This is a genomic window from Streptomyces sp. NPDC058239 (assembly GCF_042882185.1).
Taxonomy (GTDB): Bacteria; Actinomycetota; Actinomycetes; order Streptomycetales; family Streptomycetaceae; genus Streptomyces.
Window position 1 is genome coordinate 1 of record NZ_JBHVWS010000073.1, and the last position, 13380, is coordinate 13380.

General features: G+C 67.0%; 9 protein-coding genes. 4 read left to right on the forward strand and 5 right to left on the reverse strand.

Translation table 11 applies throughout. The annotated features are described in order from the left end of the window. Nucleotides 1-4010 (reverse strand): type I polyketide synthase (locus tag ACFVYE_RS42140; protein WP_389608729.1); only part of this gene is annotated, 4010 nt, incomplete at its 3' end. A 399-nt stretch (nt 4011-4409) separates the two neighbouring features. Between ACFVYE_RS42140 and ACFVYE_RS42145 the strand changes: the two genes are divergently transcribed. The 4 genes from ACFVYE_RS42145 (at nt 4410) to ACFVYE_RS42160 (ending at nt 8470) form a co-directional block, all read left to right on the forward strand. Beyond that, nucleotides 4410-4616: a ferredoxin gene (locus ACFVYE_RS42145; protein ID WP_389608730.1), complete on the forward strand. Its 207-nt coding sequence runs from the start codon at nt 4410-4412 to the stop codon at nt 4614-4616. Nucleotides 4617-4734: 118 nt separating this feature from the next. Further along, nucleotides 4735-6162 (forward strand): MFS transporter, encoded by a 1428-nt coding sequence (locus ACFVYE_RS42150; protein ID WP_389608731.1) that lies wholly within the window; start codon nt 4735-4737, stop codon nt 6160-6162. Between the two features lie 313 nt (nt 6163-6475). Beyond that, a complete protein-coding gene (locus tag ACFVYE_RS42155; protein ID WP_389608732.1) occupies nt 6476-7639 on the forward strand; it encodes a cytochrome P450 in 1164 nt (387 codons plus the stop codon). Between the two features lie 72 nt (nt 7640-7711). Then, the gene (locus ACFVYE_RS42160) at nt 7712-8470 is read left to right on the forward strand and encodes a thioesterase II family protein (RefSeq protein ID WP_389608733.1); all 759 of its coding nucleotides are present in this window, start codon (nt 7712-7714) and stop codon (nt 8468-8470) included. Between the two features lie 560 nt (nt 8471-9030). On the opposite strand, the gene ACFVYE_RS42165 is transcribed toward ACFVYE_RS42160, so the two are convergent. From ACFVYE_RS42165 to ACFVYE_RS42180, 4 genes are all read right to left on the reverse strand, one after another. Then, nucleotides 9031-10011, reverse strand: a complete 981-nt coding sequence (locus tag ACFVYE_RS42165; RefSeq protein ID WP_383972798.1) for a TauD/TfdA dioxygenase family protein — start codon at nt 10009-10011, stop codon at nt 9031-9033. A 181-nt stretch (nt 10012-10192) separates the two neighbouring features. Further along, nucleotides 10193-11047 (reverse strand): phytanoyl-CoA dioxygenase family protein, encoded by an 855-nt coding sequence (locus ACFVYE_RS42170; RefSeq protein WP_383972796.1) that lies wholly within the window; start codon nt 11045-11047, stop codon nt 10193-10195. A gap of 8 nt (nt 11048-11055) precedes the next feature. Further along, nucleotides 11056-12084 carry a methyltransferase gene (locus ACFVYE_RS42175; protein WP_383972794.1) on the reverse strand — a complete coding sequence of 343 codons (1029 nt, stop codon included), beginning with the start codon at nt 12082-12084 and terminating at the stop codon, nt 11056-11058. Nucleotides 12085-12465: 381 nt separating this feature from the next. Next, nucleotides 12466-13254, reverse strand: coding sequence for a class I SAM-dependent methyltransferase (locus ACFVYE_RS42180; RefSeq protein WP_383972792.1), 789 nt, complete (start codon nt 13252-13254; stop codon nt 12466-12468). Nucleotides 13255-13380: the final 126 nt, after the last annotated feature.

Sequence of the window (13380 nt, forward strand, 5' to 3'; positions counted from 1 at the left end):
CCGATGTTGGATTTGATGGAGCCGAGCCAGAGGGGGTGTTCGCGGTTTTGGCCGTATGTGGCGGCGAGGGCTTGGGCTTCGATGGGGTCGCCGAGTCGGGTTCCGGTGCCGTGGGCTTCGACGGCGTCGATGTCGGAGGGTTTGAGGCCTGCGTTGGCGAGGGCCTGGCGGATGACGCGTTGCTGTGAGGGTCCGTTGGGTGCGGTGAGTCCGTTCGACGCCCCGTCCTGGTTCACCGCCGAGCCACGTACCACAGCCAGTACAGGATGACCCTTGCTCCGGGCGTCGGAGAGGCGTTCCAGGAGGAGCAGGCCGACGCCTTCGCCCCAGCCGGTTCCGTCGGCGTCGTCGGAGAAGGCCTTGCAGCGCCCGTCAGGGGAAAGCCCGCCCTGACGGCTGAACTCGACGAAGATGCCAGGAGTCGACATGACCGTGACACCGCCCGCGAGCGCGATCCCGCACTCACCGCGACGCACCGCATCCGCGGCCAGGTGCACGGCGACCAGAGACGACGAGCACGCTGTGTCGACCGTGACGGCAGGGCCCTCCAGACCAAGGGCATACGCCACCCTGCCCGACGCGACACTGGTTGTGGCACCGGTCAGCCGGTATCCGTCGGTCCCGTCCGACGGTTCGTGCAGCCGCGGCCCGTAGTCCTGAGCCATCGCGCCGATGAAGACACCGGTGTCGCTGCCACGCAAACTCCGGGGATCGATCCCGGCCCGTTCCATCGCCTCCCATGAGGTCTCCAGCACCAGCCGCTGCTGCGGATCCATCGCCTGCGCCTCACGCGGGGAGATCCCGAAGAACGCGGCGTCGAAGTCGGCCACGTCATAGAGGAACCCGCCCCGGGAGGTGGCCGACCCGGTGAACCGGCTCAAGTCCCATCCGCGGTCCGCGGGGAAAGCCCCGACCACGTCACGCTCGGCGATCAACAGCTGCCACAGCTGCTCCGGGGTCGAGACGCCACCAGGAAGGCGGCATGCCAGCCCGACGACCACCACAGGATCGTCGTCGTGGGTGGTCGGCCTGGCGGTGCGCTCCCTCTCGGGAACGGCAGCGCCTCGCACGCGCTGCTCCAGATGTTCGGCCAACGCGATCGGCGTCGGGTAGTCGAACACCGCGGTAGCGGGCAGAGCCAAACCGGTCGCCCTGGCCAGTCCCACACACATCTCCGCGCCGGAGACCGACGTCAGCCGCTGCTCCCGGAAAGGTACTGCCTTCTCGACCGCCTCCGGACCGTCCAGGCCGAGTACGACAGCGGCGTGCCCGAGCACCAGGTCGAGCAGGACTGCCCGAAGGTCCGCATCGCTTTCCTGCCGCAGCCTCAGCGTCAGCGCGGACTCCGCACCGGAGGCCGACGTGTCTCCCGTATCCAGCCAGTGCCGGACGCGCTGGAACGGATAGGTCGGCAACGGCACCCGGCGTGCGTCTGTGTCGTGGAACAACGCGGTCCAGTCGACGGTTGTCCCCGCGACCCAGGCTTCCGCGGCCGAGGTCGTCAGCCGCCCCAGCGAGCCGTCGCCACGGCGCAACGTCCCGATCGCGGCGATCTCCGTGCCCGACCGGCCGGCGGCATCCTGGACGTGCATGGTGAGCACCGGATGAGGGCTGGGCTCGATGAATACGGCATGGCTGTCGAACAGGTTCTCGACGGTCGGTTGGAACCGTACCGGGAGGCGCAGATTGCGGCACCAGTACTCCGGGGTCAGGTCGGTGCCCGCCAACTCGCCGCCGGTCACCGTGGAGTGGAAGGCGACCTCGCCCGCCTGCGGCGTGATCGGCGCGAGTGCGTCGAGCAGCTCCTCGGTGATGGCATCGACATGGGCGGAATGCGAGGCGTAGTCCACCGGTACCCGTCGCACCCGCACCTGGTTGCCCTCCAGGCCGGCGAGCAACCGTTCGAGCGGTTCGGTGGGACCGCTGATGACGGTGGACCGCGGACCGTTCAATGCTGCCAGCCCGACCTCGGGATACTCGGTGAGGAGGTCCCGCAGCTCGTCGGCCGGCAGGGGGACAGAGACCATCCCTCCCTTGCCCGCGAGGTGACGGGCGATGATCTGGCTGCGCAACGCCACCACCCGGGCCCCGTCGGCGCGGGACAGCATGCCCGCCACTGTCGCGGCGGCGATCTCGCCCTGGGAGTGGCCGACTACTGCCGCAGGCCGGACCCCCAGCGCCGCCCACACGTCGGACAGCGCCACCATCACCGCCCACAGCACAGGCTGCACCACATCGACCCGTTCCAGGTCGGCGGGACGCCCGGCGCGCAGCACCTCGGTGAGTGACCAGTCCACGAACGGCGCCAGCGCGTCCTCGCACCGGGTGATCGATTCGGAGAAGACGGCGGAGCGTTCGAGCAGTTCGGCCGCCATGCCGGCCCACTGCGATCCCTGACCCGGGAAGACGAACACCGGGCCTGCCGTGCCGAGCACCTGTCCCGTCACCGCCGCCGCCGAAGGCGCCCCGGACGCGACGGCGGCCAGCCCGTCGCGGACCGGACCGAGGGCTGTGCGACCCGATCCGAGAACGACAGCGCGGTGGTCGAACTCCGACCGTGTGGTGATCAGCGACCACGCTTCGTCGAGAAGGTCCGGACTCCCGTCCAGAGCAGCGGAGAGCCGTGCCGCCTGCTCACGCAATGCGCCCGGGGCCGCGGCTGAGAGCACCACCGGCACCGGCGCCGGACCGACCGGGGGATGCCGCTCGTCCTGCGCCTGACGTGTCGGCGGCGTCGAGACCGCGATGTGGCAGTTCGTTCCGCCCACCCCGAAGGAACTGACTCCGAACACTGCCTCCTCCGGCGCCGCTTCGACCACGGTCTGCACACGGAGATTGAGCTCCTCCAGCGCGATCCGCGGGTTCGGCGTGCGGAATCCAGCTGTGGGAACGAGAGTCCTCTCCCGGGCACACAGTGCGGCCTTGATGAATCCGGCGATACCGGCCGCCGCCTCCAGGTGGCCGAAGTTCGACTTGATCGAACCGACCCGCAGCGGATCGCCTGCCGCCCGTGTCGCGCCGATCACAGCGCCGAGCGCGGCGGCCTCCACGGGATCTCCCGCCGGCGTTCCCGTTCCGTGCAACTCGACGTACGCGACTTCCGACGGATCCACGTCGGCCCGCCGATAGGCGGCCCGGATCACGTCCGCCTGTCCCTCCACCGTCGGGGTCACCAACTGGACGCCCCCGCCGTCGTTGGTGACGGAACTGCCGCGGATCACACAGTAGATGTCGTCGCCGTCCGAAAGTGCGGACGCCAGCGGTTTCAATACGACAGCGCCGCCTCCCTCGCCCTGGGCGAAGCCGTTCGCGCGCGCGTCGAACACGTGGCACCGCCCGTCCGGCGACAGCGCCCCGATCCGGTTGGCCGCGAGGGCATGGTGCGGAGTGAGCCGAAGGCAGACGCCACCGGCGACGGCGATGTCGGATTCGCCGCGGCGCAGGCTTTCCGCGGCGAGGTGCACCGCGACCAGCGACGAGGACTGGCCGGCGTCGACGATGAGGCTGGGCCCTTTGGCCTCCAGGAAGTACGACACGCGGTTTGCCACGAGGGAGCGCTGCGAACCGGTGAAGGTGTGGGCGGTGATCGCCTCGGCCCCCAGGGCCCGAACCAGCGTGCTGTAGTCGTCCGTGGCGACCCCGACGAATACGCCGGTCCGGCTTCCCGCCACCGACCGTCCGGGGATCTTGGCGTCCTCCAGCGCCTCCCAGCTCAGCTCCAGCATGAGACGCTGCTGGGGGTCCATCATCGCGGCTTCCCGCGCCGGTATTCGGAAGAATCCGGCATCGAAGCCGGAGACGTCTTCCAGGAATGCTCCGCGCCGGATGATCTGGGCCTCGGACTCCGCCAGTCCCTCGAGCGCATGGGCCTCCCAGCGACCGTCGGGCAGCGGAGCCTCGACGGCGGTGGAGGCCGTCAGCAGTGACCACAGGGAGCCGGGTCCGTCCGCACCGGGAAACCGGCAGGACAGCCCGACCACCGCGATGTCACCTTCGAGGCGCAGCGACATCCGCATCCCCTTTCAATGGTCACCGCGCGCAACAGAGCGAGCGCAGGAGTCGGTCAGCGGGCGCGCGGGTGGCCCCGCGCGAGCAGCGTTTCGGTGGTGCAGTCGAGACCCAACCACCGGCGGATCGGGCCGACCACAGATCGACATCTGCCGAATGTGGCGAATGAGTCTGCGTACTACGCCCTGGCTAAAGTGTTCTATAAAATCGCTTCTGGTATGTGAAGTGAACCTTGGTACACGGATGCCGGTGGGCGGCGAGAATCTTCTCGTACGAAGGTTCAATAGACAGCCGTATGCCGTGTCGCATAAAACGAGTCGTTCGTGTTTGGGCGATCAGTGGTGGGTCGGGGTGGAGACATCGTATGCGGCTGCTAATTATTTGGCCGAAGTGGGGGCTGGGTGTACATCGAGCTGAACACCGAAAAGTGCCAGGGACATTTGCGCTGTATGGATCTCGCCCCAGAGTTGTTCGACTGCAATGAGCTCGGCTATGGCGAACTGCTGTCGACCGGGGAGATACCCAAGCAGTTGGAGCCGGCTGCACGCCGCTGTGTGGCCAATTGCCCGGAGCGCGCGATCATTCTCAACCCGGTGGATGCCCGGTGATGACCGGGGGCGGTAGAGGAGCGGTCTCGCGGTGGAGACGTGGGGACAGTGGAAAAGCCAGCTTCGGAAGGGGACCGGCGTGGTGTCGAATCTGAAATGGACAGACGAAAAACCTGAAATGAGTGCACAAAGCAGCGTGGTCCGGGGACCGCTGTGGTACGTCGCGGCGATAGCCTGTGTTGCGCACGCCATGGTGCAGTTCGACAACGCAGTCGTCAGCATCGCGCTTCCGACGATTCAGCGCAGTCTCAGCCTTGAGGTGAGCGGACTGCAATGGGTCGTCAACTCGTACAACTTGGCGTTCGCCGGATTACTGCTGCTCAGCGGTCGTCTCAGCGACCTGTTCGGCCGGCGCGAGGTATTCCTGGCCGGGCTGTGGCTCTTTACCTTCGGCGGCATTCTGGGCGGATTCGCCCAGAACGACTGGCAGTTGATCACGGCGCGGGCGGCTCACGGAGTCAGTGGCGCGATCCTGCTGCCGTCCTCGCTGGGCCTGATCATCGCCGCCTTCCACGACAAGCACCAGCGAAACCGGGCGATCTCCATCTGGGGCGCTGCCAGCATCATCGGCGGTGTCAGCGGCGCGGTGTTGGGCGGTGTGCTCACCGAGCACTGGGGCTGGCGTTCGACACTCTTCATCTGCCTGCCGGTGGGCTGCGTGCTGCTGGCCTTCGGCACCCGTCAGCTGCTGCGACGAGCGGCCGTGCGCGCCAAGGCTCCGTCACTGGACCTCCCCGGTGCCCTGTGCGTGGTGAGCGGAGTGACGGCCGCCGTGTACGCCACCATCGGGCTCCAGGACCATGCCTGGCGGTCGACACACACGATCATCTCGTTCTCCGTCGCCATCCTCTTCCTCGTAGCCTTCGTACTGATCGAGTCGCGGACGCGACAGCCGCTCGTGCCGCTCGAAATCTTCCGGTCACGAGGAATATCCATCGGTAACCTCGTGTCCCTCGTTGCCTCCACGGCCATGAGCGCCCAGGTCCTCATCGTCGTCCTCTACATCCAGAACGTGCTCGGCTACGGTCCGCAGAAGGCGGGTCTGGCCGAACTTCCGGGCGGCCTGACCACATTCATCGTCGCCATCCTGACCGCCCGTCTGGTGAAACGCACCGGTGCGCGTCTACTGCTCGTCATCGGACTGCTGGTGTACGCGGCGGGAGTCATCTGGATCGCCCGCGTGCCCGTGCACAGCGACTACTTCAGCGCGGTCTTCTGGCCGATGGAACTGCTGTGCCTGGGCATGGGACTCACCCTGCCGTGCCTGACGATCACAGCCACTGCCGGAGCACCGAAGGACAGTGCCGGCCTGATCTCCGGAGTGGCCACGACGACTCGGCAGGTCGGCAGTTCCATCGGTGTCGCCGTCTTCGTCACCATCGTCGCCTCGGTCAGCGAGCACGCCACCGGAACCCCCGAAGCCGTGCTCTCCAGCGGCTACCGCGCAGGACTCCTCGCCGCTGCCGGCGTCACCGTCGTCGCCTCTCTCCTGGCCGCCCTGATCCCCAGCGACCGCCCGCGGACACTGCAGCCGGCCCCGCAGTGATCACCAGGCAGGGCGCACGCAGCCGACCGTGCGCCCTGCCTGACCCGCCGGCCTGATGAGGCCACCGTCAAACATGGTCATTGCACCTTCGACCACTGGTACGTCACTCCTGGTGCGGGCACGATCGCTGTGTCTGTCTCCCGGACGAGTGGGATCCCTCGCCGAGCTCTATCCGCGGATGACCCCAAACAATCTTCCGCCCGACGGAGACGGCCATGAGCGCAGTCCGAGGAAGCAACGGATCGGGAGGAGCGACGTGGTGGCCGAAGCCCGTCAGGTAGAACCAGGTGCCCACAGCGAAGAGGAATACTTTGTGCCGTCGTCGGTCCGGGAGTTCTGGCGACAGGCTCCCGTCCGGGAGGTCACGACCCAGGACGGCGGGAAGGCCTGGCTCGTCACCGGCATGGCGGAGGTACGGGCCGTACTGTCCGACTCCCGGTTCAGCAGGGCCGAGGCCCACCGACGTGGTGCGGGCACCGGCCGAGCGGCGGTCTTCGCCCGACCTGGAATGCATGATCTCGACCCGCCGGAGCACACCCGGCTGCGCCAGGCCGCGACCGGCGCATTCAGCCTCCGCCGGATCCGCGCGCTCCGGCCACGCGTCGAGGAGATCACCGCAGAACTGATTGCCGGAGTACGTGACACCGGGCCACCCGCGGACATAAACGCCGCCGTCTGCTTCCCCCTGCCGATCGCCGTGATCTGCGAGATTCTGGGCGTGCCTTACGAGGACCGGCACCTCTTCCGCCCCTGGTCGGAACAGATCACCTCGACCAACGCCTACCCGCCGGAGCAGGCGATGCAAGCCCGACGGGAGCTGGTCGCCTACCTCACCGGCCTGGCCGCCGACGTCCACCGCTGCCCGGAGGGCAGCCTGCTGCGGGACCTGGTCACCGCTCGCGACGTAGAAGGCCGGCTGAGCGAGGAGGAAGTGGTCCAGATCGTCTTCGGCGTACTGGTCGCCGGACACGAGACCACTGCCAACATGATCGGAAAGGGCCTGGTGGCGCTGCTCGACCACTCGGACCAGTTCGCAGCGGTGCGCACCGACCCGTCTCTGGTACCCGACATCATCGATGAAGTACTGCGGTATGTGGTGCTGAGCCCGAGCACGGACCCCCACGAGGGCCTTCACCTGGTCACGACCGACGAGGTCGACTTGGGCGGCCTCACCATCCCCGCCCACAGCGCAATCCTGGTCAGCCCCACCGCTGCCAATCTGGACGCCCGGACCTTCCCCGTACCCGACCGGTTCGACCTCAAGCGGTCCAATGCCGACGCCCACGTGGCGTTCGGATACGGTGCGCACCGCTGCCTCGGCGCGCAACTCGCCCGCCTGGAACTGGAGGTGGCCTACACCTCGCTGCTGCGTGAGCTTCCCGGACTGCGGCTGGACGTACCGGTCAGCGAGCTCACCTACACGAGCGGGATGCTGCTCAAAGGACTGAAGGCGCTGCCCGTCACCTGGGACGCATAGGGCGTAGGGCGTACGGCGGCAGACGCCGCACGTCTGCCGCCAGGGCCACCGAGACAGACAGAAGGGCTCCACGTGACCTGGGCATCGATCGCGACCGACAACGGTGCATGGGTGAGGCGCTTCCACCCGGCCCCGGAGGCGACGACCCGTCTGGTGTGCTTCCCGCATGCAGGCGGGTCGGCGAGCTACTACTTCCCCGTGTCCCGGACACTGTCGCCCGAGATTGACGTGCTGGCCATCCAGTACCCGGGCCGGCAGGACCGTCGCGCCGAGCCCTGCGTCCCGGACCTGAGAACACTGGCCGATCTCGTCGTCCAGCGTCTCGCCCCGTGGCTCGACAGGCCCCTGGCCCTATTCGGCCACAGCATGGGCGCCACACTGGCCTTCGAGGTCGCGGTCCGCCTGGAGCGTTCCGGAACCGTCCCGCTCAGCCTGTTCGCCTCGGGCCGCCGCGCGCCCTCGCGGCACCGGACCGAGACGGTGCACCTGCTTGACGACGACGGGCTGATCGCCAACGTGAAGAGGCTGAGCGGCACCGCCACCCAGATTCTGGATGACGACGAGGTGCTGCGGATGGTCCTGCCGTCGATCCGCAGCGACTACAAGGCAGCCGAGACGTATCGCTACCAACCCGTACCGAGACTCCACTGCCCAGTCGTGGTGCTGACCGGAGACCAAGACCCTCAAGTCACCCTCGACGAAGCAGAAGCCTGGGCAAACCACACGACCGGGACCTTCGAGCTCACCCGCTTCAGCGGCGGACACTTCTTCCTCAACAACCACGCGCACCGGGTGACAAAGGAACTCCGGGACCATCTCACAGACAGGTAGCCCCGAGAGTATGTCCTCTCCGGCCCAGAGCGGACCGGGAGAGACCCGCGGCAGCGAACACGAACACCTCGTGTCTTCGCTTTCGTACGAATTCCTTTGGTGCGGTTGTGTTGTCCAGTGGGTGTACTCGGCCGGGCTGTGCATCGGAGACGATTTTGTTCAGCCATGCAGCCGAGGGAATGTGGTTCTACCGGTGAGAGGGGTCTGTGCACCCGAGGGCTGCACCCCGCCCCGTGGTGGTTGCCAGACCAACTCTGAGGGTGACTTGGCAGCGGAGGCGCTGAGCGACAGGCAGAGAAGCTGACAGACCTGTTCATCTCTGCGGCGCACGGACGCGGGGCGCTGCGGCGAGTGCGTCGGAATCGTTCCCGTCCCGCTGACGCGCGGTGAGCGCGGTGGGTTTCGATACGCCGGCTGTACCGGTCTGTCGGGAAACCGACCGGGGGAACGTGGAGCGGACTCGTCCCCGAGGAGGAGTCTCGGTGATCGCAGCGTGATGACCGTGCGGTCGGCGCTGTCGGCGTCGGCCGCACGGTCATCAGGACGGTTCGGGCTGCGGCTCAGGCCACTGGTTCCGGCCTCTTGAAGAAGGTGGTGCCGAAGACGGGCTCGGGCCCGAGGCGCGGCCCCTCGATTCGTTCCGACTCGCATCCGTCCGGGCCGACCGGGACTTCACCCACCAGAGTGACGCGGTGCAGCTTGCGTGCCACATCGAGGTGGTCGATGTCCCGCGGGGGGATGTGGCAGGTGGCCCGGTTGTCCCAGAAGATGACGGTCCCCGGCGCCCAGCGGAACCGCACCGTGTACTCGGGCCTGGCGATCTCGTCGAAGAGGTAGCTGAGGATGAGCCGGCTCTCGATGGGGGACACACCGACGATGTGGTCGGTGTAGATCGGGTTCACGTAGAGGGCCTTCTCCCCGGTGCGGGGGTGGACCCGCACGACGGGGTGATGCGAGATGAGGGGGTTCTCCTTGATGCGTCGGTCGAATCCGGCGACGCTGGGCCGAGGCATTCCGTTCCAGTTCGCACCGTATCGGTGGTCGGCGCGCAGGGTGTCGACGAACCGCTTGAAGGGTTCCGACAGCCCCTGGTAGGCGGCTACCAGGTTCGTGTACTGGGTGTCGCCGCCGTAGCTCGGCAGTTCCTCGGCGCGGAGGATCGCTCCGGCCGGTGGGTTGATGAACGGGGTGAGGTCGGTGTGCCAGCTGTTGTTCCCGGCGTAGGCGTAGGAACGGTCCTTCTTCGTCGAGTTGCCCCCGAGCTGCTTCTCGAAGCGGCGGTGCTGGATCGTGTAGATCTCAGGTGCGCCGTCGGGCGGCTCGTGGTGAGGGTGTCCGTAGGTGAGCTCGCCGAATTGACGGCCGAAGGCGATCTGTGTCGCGTGGTCGAGCTGCTGGTTGCGGAAGATCACGACCTTCCACTCGTCCAGTGCCTTGAGGATCGATTCGATGGTTTCGGCGTCGAGTGGGCGGGAGATGTCCACGCCGCCGATCTCCGCTCCGATGCGTCCGGCGGCGGGGTTGACGGTGATCTCGGTCATACTGCGGTGCCTCCTTGAGTGTGGCGGCGTGACGGGTCTGCCCTGCCGAGCTGCGGAGCGGGGCGACGCTTGCGTACGGACCGGCGTCGGAAACGGATCCCGGATCAGGGACCGAGGTGGCTCGAGCCCAGTCAGTTGCTGTCGGACTGCCGCGCCGATCGGCATCCGGGACCGGGGACGGCTAGCAGCCGTGTACGGGACGTGGGTTCACGCGAGGATAGAGGTCGTCGGGCAACGGGCTGCCGGGCTCCAGGTTCAGTTCGGTGCCCCCAGGAACCGGCCGGTAGGTTGCTTCGGCGTCGGTGAAGGTGACGAAGAAGGAAATGCGTGTGCTGTCGGTCGAGTTGGCGCCGGAGGCATGCCCGATCCGGTTGTGGTGGAAGGTCACGTCGCCGGCCCTCAGCGGGACGGTCACCCGGGGACTTCGCTCCAGTTGCGGCCAGTTGACGAACAGGTACGATTCCGGATCCTCAAGGGCCTTGGCGAGATCGACGCGATCCGGGGCGGAACGGCGGTGTGAACCGGGCAGGAAGGTCAGGCACCCTCTTTCGACCGGCACATCGACCAGAGCTATCCAGGCGTTGAGAGTCACACGGGAGTCCAGTGGTGCGCTGACCGGGGCAAAGGTCAGGTCGTCATGCCACATGGTCGGCCCGCTCTCGCCGGGCCGTTTGATGAGTACCTGACCCTCCCAGATACGCAGCGGCATGCCGGCCAGTTTCTCGGCGGCAGCGGTGATCCGCGGGTGCAGCGCCAGGCCGCTCAGGTTCTCCTTCTCCTGCCATCGGTTGTTGGTGGAGACCAGATATCCGCTTCCGGGCCCGGACTGTCTTCCGTAGCGTTCGCCGGCGGCGACCGCTGCCTCCCGGTACTGGATGATCTCGTCGTTGTCGAGCAGGCCCCGGACGCAGGTGAAGCCGTGTTCCTGGAACTCCGCGGCCCGCTCTGCCAGGCCTCCGGCCCGGAGCGGGTCGTCGCCGGCCCTCGTTCCCCGGGCTGATGTGTCCAGCGAGGTCCCGACACCGTGATCAGACATATCGCCTCCTATCCAGCCGGCTGCTCGGCGGCTGGGCGCAGTTCGACAATCGAGCGATCACCGATATCCGTCACGGCGCCCAGGTGCAGCCCCGCGGCGGTGGCCAGGCCGTCGAGTTCTGCCAGAGATCTCTCCCGGCCGCCCTGCAGCGCGTACAGACGAAGAGCCTGTGCCGTGCTCGTCGGTTCGGCTTCCCTCTTCTCCGCAGCTTTGAGGACGAGAACACGTCCATGCGGGGCTGCTGCCCGAGCGCACGTCCGCAGGATGCGTACGGCGTCCGGGTCAGGCCAGTCCGGCAGCACACTGGAGAGGATGTAGCCCCCGAAGGCGGACGGAACCTTCTCGAAGAAGCTCGCCTCGACGGCCTCCGCTCGCCCCTCCAGTCCGGCCGCCCGGATGTTCTTCCGCGCGGCTTCGACGGCCGCCGCCATGTCGACGACCGTTCCCCGTAGCGTGGGGTGGGCTCGAAGAAGTTCGATCAGCAAAGTACCGTCGCCGCCGCCGACGTCTGCGACCGTGGTCAACGCGCCCCAGTCGTACTCGGATGCCACACTCCGGGTGGCGCCGCCGTGCGTCCTGCTCATCATCGCGTGGAACGAGTTCGCGAAGTCGCGATCAGCGGCGCACTTGTCGTAGAAGGATTGGCCGAAGCGGCGCAGGTAAGCGGATTCCCCGGTCCGGACGGTGTGCAGAAGCTCGGTCACTCCCAGCGCCGAATGACCGGAGCCGTTCAGATCGAACCGGTGGCACAGGCCGGACGGGTGATCGCTGCACAGCCCCTCCCCGAGCGCGGACAGACCATAGCCGGATTCCTCCCGGACCAGCACGCCGATGGTCACCAGGTGGTTCAACAGCAGTTCCAGCGCCCGCGGGTCCGCGCCTGTCGCCTCCACCAGGCTCGGAACGTCCCGCAGGCCATCGCGGATCCAGTCAGCGATCCGTATGGTGGCCGCTACCCGTATCGCCATTGGCGTGGCGAGATCAGCGGCAGCCACCAGGTCGCTGAGCCGGTCCGCCTCGGCGGTTGTACCAGGCATGAGGTGCTCCCTCTCAATTCCGTGGCCGCTCGGCCGGAATGGGGCCGGACACCGGCAGTACTCTCGGACGACTATGTCTAGGCGGGGAACCCACCCGGCGTAAATTGAACTTATGGCCATGAGGCGGGTCAGGCGGGACCCTCAGGTGGCGGCAGAGTGCAGGGCAGAGCTTTCGAGGCGATCCCAGCGAAGTGGCTGATAACAGCAGTTCAGCGCAGCATCGTTGATTCGATGGCTTGCCTCGACAGGAGCGAACAATCAGCCTCGCGCTTTTCACGAGGGTGGCCGCTTTCCAGGGCCGTCTGAGGCTCCGTCGGATACGTGGAACCCCGCGCGACAGCCGGGCCCTCGGCCTGCCGATCGGCACCTGTGTGAACGACGTCAACGCGGTCCGGAAGCTGTGGCGCAGACCAAGTAGGTGATGAAAGTCATGGTGAACGAGCCGCCGAAGCGGTCGATGGTAGTGCCGATCTCCTCGAACAGGTTCTGCCGCACATCGGCTGCCAGGGCCACGTGGTCGGTATGCGAACAGAGTTCGTCCAGCCACTCATCCCTCGTGTACGTGTGCTGCCACGGAAACGATCTGAACGGCTCCTCTGTCATGTGCCGGAATGCATGAGGAGATCCCGTCACCACGCCGAAGTCGGCCGGGGCGCTTAAATCCGCGGGCAAGGCAGTCGACCTGCTCACGGCGTAGCCGATGGTCAGCTGGGGAGAATCGGGGGGCAACGCCCTTCGATAGGCTGCCGCCAGGGCATCTGCCAGATCGTCAGAGTGGAAGCCGAGATTCCAGAAGAGGCAGAGCCGGCCACCGGGCTTGAGGACGGCGCCGGCTCTTGTGGCGCCGTTGACCGGGTCCATCCAGTGCCAGGCCTGCCCGGATGTGACTCGATCGAACGTACGGCCTTGAGAGTCCCATGTCTCGAACGGCACCACTTCAGTGGCGATCCCGTGCTGTTCTGCGACTTTGCTCATGCCGGGGCTCATATCGACGCCCAGGACTTGGGCGCCCCGTTTCCGCATCTGCCGTGCGGCGATTCCGGTCCCGCATCCGACGTCGAGCACCGACAAACTCCCGGAAGAACCTCCCAGAATCTCATCAATCACGTCTTCGGGGTAGTCCGGCCTGGTTCGATCGTACGACTCTGCCACCTGGTCGTAGAGCTTCACGCGTTCCCGTCGGTCCATCGGTTTCCTCGCCTCATTTTGGGCACACGATTACACGCTGGGTTTCCCTTCTCTATCAAATTCTTTCGGCTTGCGTAAATTGCACCTTCGTTCACTGTCCCGGACGAG